15 protein-coding genes are annotated in these 14,919 nt (G+C 62.9%); 7 read left to right on the forward strand and 8 right to left on the reverse strand.

Features of this window, described 5'->3' with window-relative positions; genetic code table 11:
* Positions 1–119 precede the first annotated feature (119 nt).
* The 4 genes from AAE027_RS20795 to AAE027_RS20810 all read left to right on the forward strand — a co-directional run bounded on the left by AAE027_RS20795 (position 120) and on the right by AAE027_RS20810 (position 4,279).
* A complete protein-coding gene (locus AAE027_RS20795) occupies positions 120–875 on the forward strand; it encodes an ABC transporter substrate-binding protein (protein ID WP_370988679.1) in 756 nt (251 codons plus the stop codon).
* Positions 758–1,156 (forward strand): ABC transporter substrate binding protein, encoded by a 399-nt coding sequence (locus tag AAE027_RS20800; RefSeq protein WP_370988680.1) that lies wholly within the window; start codon positions 758–760, stop codon positions 1,154–1,156. The genes AAE027_RS20795 and AAE027_RS20800 overlap by 118 nt, the downstream gene beginning before the upstream one ends.
* Entirely contained in the window at positions 1,153–3,846 is a 2,694-nt protein-coding gene (locus AAE027_RS20805) for a hybrid sensor histidine kinase/response regulator (protein WP_370988681.1), read from the forward strand. The genes AAE027_RS20800 and AAE027_RS20805 overlap by 4 nt, the downstream gene beginning before the upstream one ends.
* A gap of 265 nt (positions 3,847–4,111) precedes the next feature.
* On the forward strand, positions 4,112–4,279 hold the full coding sequence (locus AAE027_RS20810) for a hypothetical protein (protein WP_370988682.1): 168 nt from the start codon (positions 4,112–4,114) through the stop codon (positions 4,277–4,279).
* Positions 4,280–4,481: 202 nt separating this feature from the next.
* Here AAE027_RS20810 and AAE027_RS20815 read toward each other — a convergent pair whose 3' ends face one another.
* Positions 4,482–4,958, reverse strand: coding sequence for a hypothetical protein (locus AAE027_RS20815; protein ID WP_370988683.1), 477 nt, complete (start codon positions 4,956–4,958; stop codon positions 4,482–4,484).
* Positions 4,959–5,171: 213 nt separating this feature from the next.
* A complete protein-coding gene (locus AAE027_RS20820; protein WP_370988684.1) occupies positions 5,172–6,098 on the reverse strand; it encodes a LysR family transcriptional regulator in 927 nt (308 codons plus the stop codon).
* 128 nt (positions 6,099–6,226) lie between these two features.
* Here AAE027_RS20820 and AAE027_RS20825 point away from each other — a divergent pair, with 128 nt between their 5' ends.
* Both AAE027_RS20825 and AAE027_RS20830 read left to right on the forward strand, forming a co-directional pair.
* Entirely contained in the window at positions 6,227–7,165 is a 939-nt protein-coding gene (locus tag AAE027_RS20825) for a ring-cleaving dioxygenase (RefSeq protein WP_370988685.1), read from the forward strand.
* Complete coding sequence (locus tag AAE027_RS20830) at positions 7,162–7,788, forward strand: alpha/beta hydrolase (RefSeq protein WP_370988686.1); 627 nt, start codon at positions 7,162–7,164, stop codon at positions 7,786–7,788. Before AAE027_RS20825 ends, AAE027_RS20830 begins: the two co-directional genes overlap by 4 nt.
* A 41-nt stretch (positions 7,789–7,829) precedes the next feature.
* Here the strand turns inward: AAE027_RS20830 and AAE027_RS20835 are convergent, their stop codons facing one another.
* The 6 genes from AAE027_RS20835 to AAE027_RS20860 form a co-directional block, all read right to left on the reverse strand.
* Positions 7,830–8,804: a magnesium transporter CorA family protein gene (locus AAE027_RS20835; RefSeq protein WP_370988687.1), complete on the reverse strand. Its 975-nt coding sequence runs from the start codon at positions 8,802–8,804 to the stop codon at positions 7,830–7,832.
* Positions 8,805–9,128: 324 nt separating this feature from the next.
* Positions 9,129–10,004, reverse strand: a complete 876-nt coding sequence (locus AAE027_RS20840; protein WP_479714237.1) for an aldo/keto reductase — start codon at positions 10,002–10,004, stop codon at positions 9,129–9,131.
* 185 nt (positions 10,005–10,189) lie between these two features.
* Positions 10,190–10,621, reverse strand: a complete 432-nt coding sequence (locus AAE027_RS20845) for an Mth938-like domain-containing protein (RefSeq protein ID WP_370988689.1) — start codon at positions 10,619–10,621, stop codon at positions 10,190–10,192.
* The gene (gene amrS / locus AAE027_RS20850; RefSeq protein WP_370988690.1) at positions 10,618–11,718 is read right to left on the reverse strand and encodes an AmmeMemoRadiSam system radical SAM enzyme; all 1,101 of its coding nucleotides are present in this window, start codon (positions 11,716–11,718) and stop codon (positions 10,618–10,620) included. The genes AAE027_RS20845 and amrS overlap by 4 nt, the downstream gene beginning before the upstream one ends.
* A gap of 493 nt (positions 11,719–12,211) precedes the next feature.
* Complete coding sequence (locus AAE027_RS20855; RefSeq protein WP_370988691.1) at positions 12,212–12,778, reverse strand: hypothetical protein; 567 nt, start codon at positions 12,776–12,778, stop codon at positions 12,212–12,214.
* A gap of 445 nt (positions 12,779–13,223) precedes the next feature.
* Positions 13,224–13,535: a hypothetical protein gene (locus AAE027_RS20860; protein WP_245473470.1), complete on the reverse strand. Its 312-nt coding sequence runs from the start codon at positions 13,533–13,535 to the stop codon at positions 13,224–13,226.
* A 169-nt stretch (positions 13,536–13,704) separates the two neighbouring features.
* On the opposite strand from AAE027_RS20860, the gene AAE027_RS20865 reads away from it, so the two are divergent.
* Complete coding sequence (locus tag AAE027_RS20865; protein ID WP_370988692.1) at positions 13,705–14,748, forward strand: medium chain dehydrogenase/reductase family protein; 1,044 nt, start codon at positions 13,705–13,707, stop codon at positions 14,746–14,748.
* The last annotated feature ends 171 nt before the right edge of the window (positions 14,749–14,919 follow it).

Here is a 14,919-nt window from a genome sequence, read left to right on the forward strand (position 1 = left end):
GCGATGCTAGCCCGCCGAAGCTTGCGAATGACCGTTCACATGCGCTTTTCATCAATTGTGGGCACCGGGCTTTCGCGCTAAGCATCGAGCTCGGGAAAAGCCACCGTGCAACGAATTCCATGACCGAGCGGTCTTTCGTATCCGTCGCGGTCGACCGCCGCGGCTTCATTCGCCTTGCCGGCGCGACCGCCGCGGGATGGCTCGCGCTCGGCGCGACGTCGGATCGCATGCGCATCGTCGCTTCGTTGACCGCATTGCCGCTCGACGACGAGCTGACCAGACGGAGCATGATCGACAGCGCGACCTCCCGCCTGGGCGGCCTCATCGTCGGCTTGAGACAGCGAGGCTGGGTCGAAGGCGTCAACTTCCGCCTCGAGGTCCGTTCGACCTTCGGCGCACCGAACAGACTGGAGACGGCAGTTCAGGAGCTGCTCGACCTCAAGCCGGACGTGATCCTGACCGGCTCGACAATCGAAACCGCGGCCGTCTTTGCGGCCACCAAGACCATCCCGATCGTTTTCGCCACCGCCAACGATCCCGTCGGCAACGGCTTCGTCGAAAGCCTTGCGCACCCCGGCGGCAACGTCACCGGCTTTACCAACAGCACCGCCGAGATGGGCGGCAAATGGCTTCAGCTGATCCGCGAGGCCGTGCCCGATGTCGCGCGTATCGGCATCCTGTTCAACCCGGCGACCACCCCGCGCGGCGGGCGCGCTTCTTCCTCGAATCGATCGAGCAGGAAGCCGCGGCGTCCGGCGTGTCCGCGATCCCCGCGCCCGTCAACGCGCCGGTGGAGATCGACGACGCCATCAGGCGCTTTTCCGGCCCGCCCAAGGCGGCGATGGTTGCCCTCGTTGACAGCTTTCTCGTGGTGAACCGGAAAGCGGTCGTCACGGCGGCGGCGAACCATCGCGTGCCCACGATCTATCCGTTCCATTATTTCATGGATGTGGGCGGGCTGATGAGCTACGGGCCGACGCTCGAAGTACGCTCGGCCGATTATGTCGATCTCATCCTGCGCGGCACCAAGGCCGGCGATCTGCCGGTGCAATCGCCGCGGAAATACGAGCTGCTGATCAACCGCACGGTCGCCCACACACTGGGACTGACGATACCATTCACGCTGCTCGCCCGCGCCGACGAGATCCGCGAGTGAACGAGGCGGTCGACCAGGAACATTCGCGGACGCCTCCCGGCCGGCTGTTCAGAAAATATCTCTACTCGATCGTCGCCCTCGCCTTTGCCGCACTCGCCATCAACACCGGCTTCGACGTCTGGTTCTCCTATCGCGAGCAGAAGCAGCTGCTGGCGGCAACTCAGCGCGAGCAGGCGGCGTCCGCAGCCATTCAGATCGGCCAGTTCATCGGCCAGATCGAGAGCCAGATCAGATGGCTCTCGCGCCTGCCCCCGGAGCTGTCGACCAACGAGGACGAGCGGCTGAACGCCATCCGTCTCCTGCGCCTCTCGCCCGCGATCGCGGAAATCGCAGAGCTCGACGCGCAAGGCCGCGAGCAGGTGCGGGTATCGCGTCGCGTCGCCGACAGGATCGGCAGCAAGGCCGATCTCTCCGCCTCGCCCGCCTTCCGCGGCGCCATTGAAAGCCGGGCCTACTACGGACCCGTCTACTTCTTCGGCGATACCGAGCCGTTCATGACGCTCGCGACGCGCGGCACCGGCCGCACTCCCGACGTGATCGTCGCCGAGGTCAATCTGCGCTTCATCTGGGATCTCGTCGCTGGGATCAGGGTCGGCAACACCGGCAAAGCCTATGTGGTCGACCGCATGGGGGTGTTGATCGCGCATCCTGACCTGTGGCGGGCGCTGCAGCGCAGTGATCTCTCCGGCCACGCCGATGTCCGTGCTGCGCTCGACGGCGTCGGCCCACCCTCGAGCGGCCTGGTCAAGGAGGATCTGTCCGGCCAACGCGTGCTGTCGACCTATGCGACGGTGCCCTCGCTCGGCTGGCTGGTGTTCGTCGAGCTGCCGCTCACCGAAGCCTACGCGCCGATCTACGCCTCGATCGGCCGCTCGACATTTCTCCTGGTCATCCTGCTGGCCTTCGCAGTCCTGGTGTCGCTCTGGCTCAGCCGGCGCATGAGCGTGCCGATCCAGATCCTGACGCAGGGTGCGCGGCGGATCGGCAGCGGCGACCTCGGCCAGCGGCTCGCGATCAAGACCGGTGACGAACTGGAAGCGCTCGGCGACCAGTTCAACCGTATGGCCGCGCACTTGCGCGAATCCTACGCGACGCTCGAGCGCAAGGTGATCGAGCGCACCTCCGAGCTCGAAAAGGCACGCGACCACGCGCTTGCCGAGCACGATGCCGCCGAACGCGCGCGCAGCGCAGCGGTGGCGGCCAACGAGACCAAGTCGCGCTTCCTTGCCGTCGTCAGCCACGAGCTGCGCACGCCGCTGAACGGCGTCATGGGTGTGCTGCAATTGCTGGACGACGGCAGCCTCAGCGAGGTGCAGCGCCGCCACCTCGCCACTGCGGCTGCGTCAGGCGAAACCCTGATCGCGCTGGTCGACGCCGTGCTGGAATATGCCCGCCTGGAGGCCGCTACCGAAATGCTGGAGACGCGCGACTTCCGTCTCGACCAGCTCATCGAGGCCGCCGCCGACCTGATGCGTCCGCAGGCCTTCGACAAGGGGCTGACCTTCGACCTCGTCTGCGATGCGACGGTCAACACATCCGTGCACGGCGATCCTGTCAGGCTCAATCGCATCCTGCTCAATCTGATCGGCAACGCGATCAAGTTCACGGCAAGCGGCGGGATCGGCTTGAGCGCGGCGACCGAGCGGCGCGACGATCATGTCCTGCTGCGTATTGCCGTTCGCGACACCGGCATCGGCATCGCGCCCGGCCTGCACGAGCGGATTTTTGAGGATTTCGTCCAGGCCGACGACAGCATCGCGCGGCGGTTCGGCGGCACCGGCCTCGGCCTTGCGATCGCGCGGCGCCTCACCCGCCTGATGCGCGGCGAGCTGACGGTTGAGAGCGCGCCGGGCGCGGGCAGCACCTTCACGCTTGAAGTGCCGCTTGGCCTCGCCGGAAACGGCGTCGCGCCGGACGCGCTTCCGCTGCCGTCGCGGCGGCTCCGCGTGCTGCTGGTCGACGACGATCCCGTCAATTGCGAGGTCGGCGAAGCCATCCTGAACCGGCTCGGCCATAGCCCCATGATCGCCACGAATGGCGCCTCAGCCGTCGCACTCGCCCGCGATCAGGCGTTCGACATCATCCTGATGGACCTGCACATGCCCGACATGGACGGCGTGGAGGCGGCGTCGCGGATCGGCAAGCTCGGTCTGCCGAAGATGCCGCGCATCATCGCCGTGACCGCCGACGTGTCGCGCGGCGCCCGCGAACGGCTCGCAAGCGCCGGCATCGCCAAGGTCGTCAGCAAGCCGATCCTGATCAACGCGCTGCGCGAAGCGATCGAGGATGATCCGGCGCTGGAGACGACCGCAACACAGCTTGCGGCCGGCGCGTTGATCGACCGGCATTTTCTCGACGACCAGAAAGAACTTTTGGGCCCGGCGCAAATCGAAAAGCTCCACCACTTGCTGGAAACGACGAGCGCAAAGCTGATCGAGGACATAGACAGAGCAGCGACGGCCGGCGATTCCAAGCGGCTGGCGCGATCCGCGCATCAACTCGGCAGTGCCGCAGGCGCACTCGGGCTTGTCCGCTTGTTCGATCGCAGCCGAGAGATCGAGCTGGCGGCGCCCTCAATGTCCCTGCCCGAGTGCGAGGACGCTGCCCGCGAACTCGCCACGCTTCGAGAGGCGTCGATGCGCACGCTGAACGATCTGCTCCGGACGGCCGAGCAGCGTTCGGGGAGCTAGCCGACCCCCGGGTCGACTGATCCCGAGTCATCGATCTGACCCTACCTCAGTATGGTCACGTCATACCCGCGCACAATGGCGACAACCAACTACGCCGTGCTAGCTATGAACGCAGGGTGAAAAGCAACGGAACCGGCCCCGCGAGCCGGCAGTTGCAGGACAAGTCCGGCGGCGTAACGCCCGCCGGCCTTTCTCCTGATCGAACGGCGCGATGCCGCTCCAGTACTTGATGTCTACTGTCACAGTTGGCTGCAGAGAGTACGCCATGAGAAACATCGCCGGTCTCCTCGTGCGGTTTTGGCAAGGGAGCCAGCCCGCTTCCGACACTCAGGTTGCGGCTGTGGCCGAAAACCGAGATCAATCGAGCATGGCCGATTTTGTCCGCATCCTGCAGGCCTACGATCAGGACCAGTGGGGCGACCACGTCCGTTGACCACGACAACTGAATTGCGCATTGACCTCTGCGAGACCCGGGCGCGCACCGCTGACGATGGTACGGTCAGCTGGCCAAGCTAGATCAATCTTACGATTCCAGTTGGTTCTTCAGCAGGTCGCCCGGCCGGCAATGTGCCGCCGGCCGGGACGCCACACAAGGGATCAACATCCTTCGTGTGGGGCCTGTGAACATTGCGCTGTCATGAGCCGGGCGTTTTAACGACGAGCTTTATGTTGAGCAGGTTGACGCCTTTGAACGGGTTCGGCGCGCTTTCGATCGTTCCCGTACCCGTGGCGTTCGCATAAGCACCTGTGCCCGATAGGATCGTGTACTCGCCCGTTGATTTGCCGTCTTTGGCCGAACCGGTGTAGCGCGCCGTAATCGAGCCTTCCTCGAACGTGTAAGTGCTATAGCCGAAGAAGGGGCCCGACCCTTTGAGCAAGTCCGAAGTGTTGACGAACTCCTTCACGCCGATACGGCCATCGCTGAAGACGGCGACCCCAAAGAATTTACCGGACACAACCGTCTGTCCTTCGACGTTTGCGGCCTCTATGACCTTGAGGTCGATCGGCTTTGTGACCAGCTTGAACTCCAGCACGCGCTCGCCGGCTACGGCGGTTGACGCCGCGACGGTCAATGCCACGCCAGAAAGGAAAAAGGTGAGAGACTTCCGCATAGGCTCCTCCTGCGCTTGTTGAAATCAAGTCGAGAAGGCCGGCGAGCTACACATCATGCCGCCGCTTTTCGCAGCGGCACGAAAGAGAGCCCTCGGCGACGCCCCGGCAGCGGCCGACGCTCTCTGGTCCTAAGCGCGAAGTCGGGACGCAAGTATGAGTCCGCAGCGATCGGAAGAAAGTTCAGGTTTCCGTCACGGTATAATAGTATCCGGTCACCTAGCCTCCGCACGTCTGCGCCCGCCGGCTTCGTCCTCGTCGCGGCCAAAACGCTCGACCAGAAAATCGATGAACAGCCGCACCTTCACCGACAGATGCCGCGTCGGCGGATAGACCGCATAGAGCGCGAGCGGCGGCGCGAAATAATTGTCCAGCACCGTCTGCAGCTCCCCCTTCCGCAAGGCATCGGCGGCGATGAACTCGGGCAGCAGCGCGAGCCCCCTGCCCTTGATCGCAACGTCGCGCAGCACCTCGGCATTGTTGACGCAGAGCGACCAGGCCGGCTGGATCCAGTGATCGCCGTCGGCCCCGGTGAGCTTCCACTGATTGCCGGTGAGCAGGAAACCGTAGGTCAGCGAGGCGTGCTCGCGCAGATCCTGCGGATGCTTTGGCGTGCCGTGACGCGCAAGATAATCCGGCGAAGCGCAGATCATGCGCGCGATCGGCATGATCTTGCGCGCGATCAAGCTGGAGGATTCCAGCTCCGCGATCCGCAACGTCACGTCAAAACCGTCCTGGACGGGATCGAGCAGATCGTCGCTGAGCACGATCTGGAGCTGAAGCTCGGGATAGCGCGCCATGAAATCGGCAAGCACGGGACCTAACCGCATCGTGCCGAACGACATCGGCGCGTTGACGCGGAGCAGCCCCCGCGGCGCGGATTGAGCCTGCGTCACGGCCTGGTCGGCCGCCTCGATCTCCGAGAGGATCACCACCGCGCGCTCGAAATAGCGCTGGCCATTCTCGGTCGGGCTCGCGTGCCGCGTGGTCCGGTTCAGAAGCTGGACGCCGAGGCTCTCCTCGAGGTCGGCGATGTATTTGCTGATCGCCGAGCGCGACAGCCGCAACTGCCGGCCGGCTTCGGCAAAGCTGCCGCTCTCGACCACCTTCACGAAGGCCCGGAGGCTGCCGAGCTTATCCAAGAGCCGGCCCCAGCGATTGTTTCCAAATCATAGACATAGCCGTCATATTTGCATGGATTGTCCCCAATCCAAAGCGGAACGATATTTCCGGCCAGAGCAAGACCGCTCCCCGAATTTTGGAGGACGACATGTTTGGACTGCACCATGTCACCGCGATCGCCGGCGACCCCATCCGCAATTTTGGCTTTTACACCCGGGACCTCGGCCTGCGCTTCGTCAAGAAGACGGTCAATTTCGACGATCCCGGCACCTACCACTTCTATTATGGCGACGAGACCGGCCGGCCCGGCACCATCCTGACCTTCTTCCCGTGGGCAGGCGTTTCGGCAGGACGCCGCGGCGTCGGCGAAACCCATCAGACCGCCTTCCGCGTGCCGCAGCGCTCGCTCGGTTATTGGACGCAGCGCTTTACCGAGAAGGGCATTCGTTACGAAGCCCTGGAAAAGCGCTTCGGAGAAGCCGTGCTGCCCTTCACCGACCCTGATGGCATGGCGCTCGCGCTCGTCGGCATTCCCGGCGCCGAGAACGAGCCCGGCTGGAGCAATGGCGAGGTGCCGGCCGAGCATGCGATCCGCGGCTTCCATGGCGTGACGCTGCTGCTCGACAGCGCGGCAAAGACGGCGGCCGTCCTCACCGACGTGCTCGGCTTCAAGGAGACCGGACGCGAGGGCTCGGTGATCCGCTTCAAGGCGCCGGGAGATGCCAAAGGCAGCATCGTCGATATCTACGAAGCCAAGGGCTTTTTGCGCGGGCATCAGGGCGGCGGCTCTGTGCACCACATCGCCTTCCGCGCGGCCGATGACGCCGAGCAGGGCAAGATGGCCGAGAGGCTCGTGAACAATCACGGCCTGCACCCGACCGAGCAGAGGGACCGCAACTACTTCCGCTCGATCTACTTCCGCGAACCCGGCGGCGTGCTGTTCGAGATCGCGACCGACATCCCCGGCTTCGCCGTCGACGAACCCGTCGCGACCTTGGGACGCGACCTGAAGCTGCCGAGCTTCCTCGAACAACACCGCAAGCAGATCGAGGGCGTGCTGCCGAACCTGGAAGAGACCGCGTCGTGACCGAGAGTGCATTCATCCATCGCTTCGAGCCCGCTGCGAACGCGGGCTCCCCTCCTCTGCTGCTGTTGCACGGCACCGGCGGCGACGAGGACGACCTGCTGGGCGTCGGCCGCATGATCTCGCCCGGCTCCGCCCTGCTCTCGCCGCGCGGCCGCGTGCTCGAACACGGCATGCCGCGCTTCTTCCGCCGCCTCGCCGAGGGCGTGTTCGACGAAGACGATTTGCGCCGCCGCGCGCTCGAGCTCGGCGACTTCGTCACGGAGGCGCGGCAACGTTATAGTATCGCGGCGCCCGTCGCAGTCGGCTTCTCCAATGGTGCCAACATCGCCGCAGCGCTGTTGCTGCTGAAGCCGGAGGTGCTTGCGGGCGCGATCCTGTTGCGCGCCATGGTGCCACTGTCGGATCCTCCCAAGGCCGCGCTTGGCGGCAAGCCCGTTCTGCTCCTCTCGGGACAGGCCGATCCGATCGTGCCGGCGAGCAATTCAGCCCATCTCGCGGCTCTGCTCTCGCAAGCAGGTGCGAGCGTGACGCACAAGGTCCTGCCGGCAGGCCATCAATTGTCGCAAGCCGACGTGACGCTGGCCCGCGACTGGATCGGCAACATCGACGCCAAGGCAGCATGATCAAGCAACGGCGCATCGTTTTCAAACGGTGCGCCGCCGCTTCAATCGAACCAGCCGCGCCGCTTGAACCAGATCAGCGGCAGCACGCCACTGGCAATGATCGCGAGCCAGGCCAGCGGATAGCCGAAGATCCAGTCCAGCTCGGGTATGTGCCTGAAGTTCATGCCCCAGATGCCGACCAGGATGGTCGGCGGCACGCCGACGACGGACACGATCGTCAGGATCTTGAACAGCTCGTTCTGCTGGATGTTGACGAAGCCGAGCACCGCATCGAGCAGCAGCTGGATCTTGTCGGACAGTCGCGTCTCGTAGTCACTGAGCGAAACGACGTCCTTCGACACCGCCTCGAGGCGCTTCTTCGACGCGGCCTTGATCCATTCGCTGCCGACATCGCCGGCAAATGAGGCGATGCGGCCGACGCCAAGCAGGACATCGCGCGCCTTGGCCAGCCGATCGGCCAGCTCGCCGATGGTTTCCAGGGCCTCGCGCATCCTCCGGCTGGAGCGCACCGGCCGTTGGGTGCGAATCAGCCCGCCCTTGAACACGCCCCGCGAGAGCCTGTCCACCTTGGCGCCGAGATGCTCGAGAACATCGGCGCCACGCTCGATCATGGCTTCGAGCAGGCTGGTGAACACGCACATGCCGTTCTCCAGGCTGTCGTCGGAGCCGATGCGCTTGCCGACGTCATCGAAGATCGGCAGCTCGGCAAAGCGCACCGTCACCAGCACGCGCGGGCCGATGACGAATCCCACCGGCGTGATCTCGGCCTCGTTGTCCTCGGAGAGCCGGACCGCCGGCGAGCTGAGATAGAGCGTGCCGTGGTCGAGGATCAGCCGGCTCGACGCCTCGATCGCGCTGAGGGACTCCTTGGACGGAATACATATCCTGAGCAGCCGTTCGACGAACTGCTTTTCCTCTTCAGTCGCGTTCAAGAGATCAGCCCAGATGACCTCCGAGGGCATTTCCGCGCCGATGCTCTGCCAATCGTCGGATGGCCATCTGTACAGCTTGAGCAAGAACCGAACTCCGTGGCCGCATCGTCATGCCGGATGGCGCATCCGGCTTTCATCCGCCCGGCTAACGCATGAGGGTTCCAAACGTTCAATGTCCTTGCGGCGGCAGCGCCCTCCTTACGGCTTCACCTCTGGAGTCCAAAATGCGACATCGCGCAGACATTCAGGCGCTTCCGCTTTGGTCCCTAAGGCGGAGATCATCCGGCGGGCCCGGCAGGTCCGTTGCGGGCCATTTCCGGATATCCAAGAGCCAGGCGAGCGGGGCACCGATCGCGCCGCTTCAAGCGGCGGGTCATCGCTAATGTGGAGGGACGAAAGGCGCCGGATTCATGTTCTACGCTTTGCTGAGGCTCGGTCGATCGCATCGAAATCGGCCTCACTCAAGCGCCAACCGAGTGCATCGAGATTGGCCCTGGCGTGATGAGGCTTGGTCGCGCCGGGGATGGGAATCACGTGACTGTCGCGCGCCAACAGCCAGTTCAGGGCGACCTGGCTGATGCTGGCGTCGTGCGCGCCGGCAATATCGGCGAGACACGTCATCAGCGCTTTCGTGTCCATGCTGTCCGACGGCTGCGTGAGGCGGCCGGACGCAAGCGGAAAGTATGCTACGAGTGCCACATCGAGCTCACGGCAGGCTTCGAGCACGCCATTTGTTTCCGCTGCTCGTCGGAGCAGGCTGTAGTTGACCTGATTGGCGGCGAGCGGAACGCCTGCCCTTGCGAGGTGATCGGCGATGCGTCGCATCTGGTCCGCATTGAAATTTGCCACGCCGACCGCGCGTGCCTTGCCGGACTTCACCGCTTCGACCAAACCTTCGGCGAACACTCCCACGTCGATCAAGGGCAGCGGATAGTGAACATAGTAGAGATCGATTGTCTCGAGGCCCAGGCGCGCGAGTGAACCGTCAAGCGCGCTCATCAGGCGGCGCGGAGAGGTTCGGCCCGGAAAGGGAAGGAATTTCGATGCTATCACCGCGCGGGTGGGACCAGCGCGCAAGCAGTCCCCCACAACGCGCTCCGAGAAATAGATCTCAGCCGTGTCGATCATGCACGGGCCGGCATCATGAATGGTCCTGTATGTTTCCAACACGGCCCCACGATCGGCACGCTGCCATTTGTTCGTGCCGATGCCCAAGGGCAGCACATCGATGCCGGTTCGACCCAAAGGGCGCGTACCATGGCGCGTATCATGATCTGCCGGCATCGCTGGACCTCTCACAGAGCGACAGCGCCGTTGGCTGGCTATAGTGTGATGACGCGGGCGTTTCAAGGTACGCCGTCGCGACTACGGCCGCATCATCTTCCGCGGCTACGTCCGTATCAGGACGACGCAAGCCGGATCAGGCTGGTCTGCCACTATCAACGGAACAGCTTGACCGAGCATTTCTTTCAACAGGTTACATGAAAGAGTCCGATTCTCTTTGCGCGTGAGCGGTTGAACATCCGGATTGCCTCGGGTGTCGGCTTCAACACGACCTCGCAGCCCTTTCTTTCGAAATAGGCTTCAGCTTCCGGTGATAGGTGTACGTTGCCCATCTGACCCGAGCCGATGACGACCTGGTCGCACCCCTTCTCGAAGAGAAATTTTGCCTCATCTTTTGAAAGCACGTGCGAGGTACCATACAGCTTCTTTGATAGCTTCTTTTTCCGCTTCACAATTTCGCCGGAAAGGCGAACGACGACGTCGTGCTCATAAGTCTTTCCATCAATCGTGATCGCGCCAAATATGGTGCTGTCAATCTTCATCGTGGCCTCCTGATCAGAATCCTGCTCCAACACGCAGTATTGAGGCGCCTCGACGCCGGCATCATCCTCACTCAAGAACGTTCCAGTCTGCCGATCCGGATCGGGACGCGCCGCTGCCCCCAGCTGCCGGGGCGTGCCTCGAACAAGCCGGGGATTGCGGTGGAGCAAACACCGCAGCGGCCGTCGCCTGTGAGCCGCCAAGTCGTGATGTCATACCAATCTCGACCGATGATCCGCTCACCACAGCTCGGACAGTACGTGCTTTGGCCTCTCTCGTCATGGACATTCCCGGTGTAGACGAAATGCAGTCCCACCTTGCGCGCGATATCGCGAGCGGTCGTCAGCGTGAAGGCCGGCGTCTGGGGTAGATCCAGCATCTTGTAGTCAGGGTGGAAGGCGGTGAAATGTAAGGGCACGTCAGGTCCCAGCCTTGTCATCACCCATTCGCTCAGCTTTTTCACCTCGTCCGGGCTGTCATTGTGACCCGGGATCAGCAGCGTTGTGATTTCGAACCAGACATTCGTCCCGTACTTCAGATACTCGAGCGTCTCGAGGACGGCGCCGAGATGGCCGGTGCACAGCCGTTTGTAGAATGCCTCGGTGAACGCCTTGAGGTCGACATTGGCGGCGTCCATGAAAGTGTAGAGCTCCTCCCGCGCCGCCGCGTCAATGTAGCCCGCTGTGACCGCCACGTTCTTGATCCCGCGCCGGCGCGCCTCCCTTGCAACGTCCACGGCATATTCGAGGAAGACGACGGGGTCGTTATAGGTGTCGGCGATGGAGCGTGAGCCGTTCGCAATCGCGGCCTCGACAATATCTTCCGGCGAGGCTGCGTCCTGGAGCCGGTCGAGCGCTCGCGCTTTGGAGATGTCCCAGTTCTGGCAGAATTTGCACGTCAGGTTGCACCCGGCAGTACCAAACGACAACACGGGAGTTCCGGGCAGATAGTGGTTCAGTGGCTTCTTCTCTATTGGATCGACACAGAAACCCGAGGAGCGGCCGTAGGTCGTGAGCACGATCCGGTCATCCTGCCGGCCACGCACGAAGCACAGGCCGCGCTGGCCTTCGTTGAGCCTGCAATAGCGCGGGCAGATGTCGCACTGGATGCGCCCGTCTTCGAGCCGGTGCCAGTAGCGGCCAGGAACGCCTTCCAAACGTTCGGGTTCGGTCACAGCATTCGTCCTGTGGATCGCTGAGCAAACCTCAGATCTTTGCCAACGGGCGTCCGAGCTGCCACGATGTCTGGCCAGGCACGACCGCTCGCGGACGTCGGCTCATTTTATGCCTGATGGGCGGAGATGGTAAGCCGAACCGTTGCGGCGCGCCGAAATACGGCGCCGATGTCGCAGTTGGGTCAATCGCGTCGCTTTTGGCCGGTTTACCGGATGTCTGCTTCTCCCCTGACAGCGGCGGAATAGCGGACATCCCCTAACCGCTGCTTGGGGCCAACATCAGACGTTAATGCCCGCTTTGGTCTGCAGGAGGTTAGTATCGGCAACGCTAAGGGTGCCGCTCAAGCGACGCGGCCTGTTGCATTCTCTCTCTGCCGATGAGTATCGGCAGAAAGACGAGAGCCCGGCTGTTGGGCCGGGCTCCTCGTTTGGTTGGCTGAGCCGCGGGTGTTCTGGGCACCCTGGCCTCGAAGGAGGCCTCGGTTTATCCGTATTATTTGATCTCCCATGAGGTGTTGTGCGGGATGTCCATCGCAAAATAATCGCCCGGGCCGGCCAGCGCAGGCATCGCGATGCAAGCAAATGGCTCGCTCCCGGAAATCCCCTTATATTTCCCGGTACCGCCGGTGATGATATGGGTGCCGCAATCCATCTTTGGCTGAGACTTGTCGAGGTCGCGGGTATCGAACGTCGAAAAAATCCTGTCCCCATCGACGTCGGTCAGCACGCAGGCGCCATCAATATATTTCTTCTCGCCGGATGCGACGTTGAGCGCCACGCAACGTGCCGACATCTTGTCCAGCATCTTCTCTCCCTTCATATTTTGCGTGGTCCCGACCGCCTCCAGCGTAGTGGCCTTACCAAGTTCGCCGGTGTCGACGCTCATCAATGGCCGAAAAATGAAATGCGTCACGTAGGGAGTAGTCCCCTTCTTTTCAATCGGCTCTCCCGCAACTGCGGCGGGGGCAAAGGACATGAACGCCGCAGCAAAAACTGCTATTTGGGCTAGTCTTAATGCTGCGGTAGATGCGGGGACGATGCTCAGGTTGGTGCAGTTCATTGGTTCCTCCTTAGGTCCAGCGGACGCTTCAGGCTTCTGCCGTAAAGCTGCCGTGAGTTGGGGATGACCTGCGTACGCCTTCTCCTGCAAATATCGAGTTCTGCGTGGGCTCACCGCCAACGCATTCCCGCTCTAATGAAGGTCACGACTGAATCCGAGAAGTTCGAATGCTAGCATGAAACGTGGCGGGCGTCAGCATCATGTCAGGAAACGCAGCGTCAACCGTCCTGACCGATTGCGCTCAGTGGAATCCGCGCTCTCGCGTTGCCTTTCGATTGCAACATGGGGGCAAGCAATCGACGCGACCAATTTTCGCAGCCGCCCAAGTCCGAGTTGGGTGACAAGATGACCTTCCGCGGGCGGGACCGCGTGTCCAACAGCCGACATCGACTACGTAGCTAGAGACCGCCCGAGGGCGGTCTCGCATTTGGGCGAAGGCGCTCCGTCAAAGATCGACTTGGACGGCAACATTGGAGCGCACCCAATCCGATTGCCCGGCCTTCAGCCGCTTGGCTTGAAATTCAACGAAGGCCGGATCGGCGCCCAGTGACGCCAGGGTACGCCCATAAGCTTCGACACTATCGAAGCGAGCGACGAAGGCATAGTTCCCGATCTCGCCACCGATCACGGACCAATAGCTGACATCGGCCCCGTGTTTCCTCCAAAGTGACGCGCCGTCCTTTGCCAGCTGTAAGACGGTTGCAAGATCACTACCGGGTCTTGGATGCGAAACGAACTGCATAATGACTGCAGGCATTTTCCCCTCCGATGAGCAATGATGGCGCCAAACAACCGGGTTGGTCATTTGGCTGGAGGAGAATTCCAAAGAGTGCAGCCTCAAGCTTGATCTGGATCAATTCCATTGCTGCGGTCTGGCGGCAGCCTGACCGTTCTGCGCTGAAGGTCGGCATCCAAGGAGATCGGTCATGATGGAGCAGCGCAACCGAGTTGTTCAGGTCAGCCGCTTCGGTGATCCCGAGAGATTGGAGGTGGTGGACGCTCCCCTGCCGACCGCCGGTCCGGGCGAGGTGCGCGTTCGCGTACTCGCGTCGAGCCTCAACTACACCGAGGTGTTGATCAGGCGCCATCTATATCCGCAAACGATGCGCCTCCGGCCGCCGTTCGTAATGGGCTACGACGTGGTGGGGGCAATCGATCAGCTCGGCCAAGGCGTGCACGACTTTCAGATTGGCGATCGCGTGGCCGACATGACGGTAGTCGGGTCAAACGCCGACTATCGCACGCTTCGGGCGAGCAACGTGGCCCGCGTGCCGGTGGATGTGGACGCGGCTGAAGCGGCTGCGCTGATCCTGAGCTGGACGACTGCGCACCAGCTTCTGCACCGCGCGGCCAAGGTCCAGCGGGGCCAACGTGTGCTCGTGCACGGGGCTGCCGGCGCGGTCGGCCAGGCGCTGCTCGTGCTTGGGAGACTGGCCGGCCTCGAGCTGTGGGGCACTGTACGCCGCGAGCACATGACGCTCGTCCACGACCTCGGGGCAACGCCGATCGATTACCAGCATGAGGACTTCACGCTGGTTGTGCCGGGTGGGTTCGACGTCATCGTCGACGGCGTTGGCGAAGACGGCTATCGCCGCTCATACGCGGCGCTCAAACCGGGTGGCCTGCTCTGTGCCATCGGCTTTTCGGCGAGCGTGCAGGCACAGCGTCGAATGCTGCCTATCTTGATGGAGATCGCGCGCCTCTACCTGTGGAGACTGTTGCCCGGCGGCAAGCGAGCCCGCTTTTACTCGGTAAATGCCATGCGGGCGCGACATCCCGCTTGGTTCAAGGAGGACTTGGAGCAACTGTTCGAGCTTCTGGCAACTGGCGCCATCCGGCCGCGCATCGCCGAGCGGATCTCGTTCGAGGAGGTCGCCGATGCTCACCGTCGCCTCGAGGCTGGCGGTCTTGAAGGCAAGCTCGTTCTTTGCCCGGATCTCTGCTCGCGACGCAGCCGGCGCGCTGCCTGAGGCGGCGCGCCGGCACGTTACATCCTCATCTGCGCTCATGAGGCACGAAAGAAGGCCGCAGCGGTGCAAGGTCGATTTGCAGCCCTCTGGCTGCCCCAAATATTTCCGCTTCGGGTCGATTCTGTTGAAAAAGACGGCTGTTGCGACGCAGAGATATCAGTGATTCAGTCT

The organism is Bradyrhizobium sp. DN3 (assembly GCF_041357655.1).
Classification (GTDB): Bacteria; Pseudomonadota; Alphaproteobacteria; order Rhizobiales; family Xanthobacteraceae; genus Bradyrhizobium.

Excerpts from the sequence above, each read along its gene's own strand:
- AAE027_RS20795 (WP_370988679.1), top strand. The coding sequence starts at position 120 with ATGACCGAGCGGTCTTTCGTATCCGTCGCGGTCGACCGCCGCGGCTTC.
- AAE027_RS20810 (WP_370988682.1), top strand. The coding sequence starts at position 4,112 with ATGAGAAACATCGCCGGTCTCCTCGTGCGGTTTTGGCAAGGGAGCCAG.
- AAE027_RS20815 (WP_370988683.1), bottom strand. The coding sequence starts at position 4,958 with ATGCGGAAGTCTCTCACCTTTTTCCTTTCTGGCGTGGCATTGACCGTC.
- AAE027_RS20825 (WP_370988685.1), top strand. The coding sequence starts at position 6,227 with ATGTTTGGACTGCACCATGTCACCGCGATCGCCGGCGACCCCATCCGC.
- AAE027_RS20840 (WP_479714237.1), bottom strand. The coding sequence starts at position 10,004 with ATGCCGGCAGATCATGATACGCGCCATGGTACGCGCCCTTTGGGTCGA.
- AAE027_RS20855 (WP_370988691.1), bottom strand. The coding sequence starts at position 12,778 with ATGAACTGCACCAACCTGAGCATCGTCCCCGCATCTACCGCAGCATTA.
- AAE027_RS20860 (WP_245473470.1), bottom strand. The coding sequence starts at position 13,535 with ATGCCTGCAGTCATTATGCAGTTCGTTTCGCATCCAAGACCCGGTAGT.
- AAE027_RS20865 (WP_370988692.1), top strand. The coding sequence starts at position 13,705 with ATGATGGAGCAGCGCAACCGAGTTGTTCAGGTCAGCCGCTTCGGTGAT.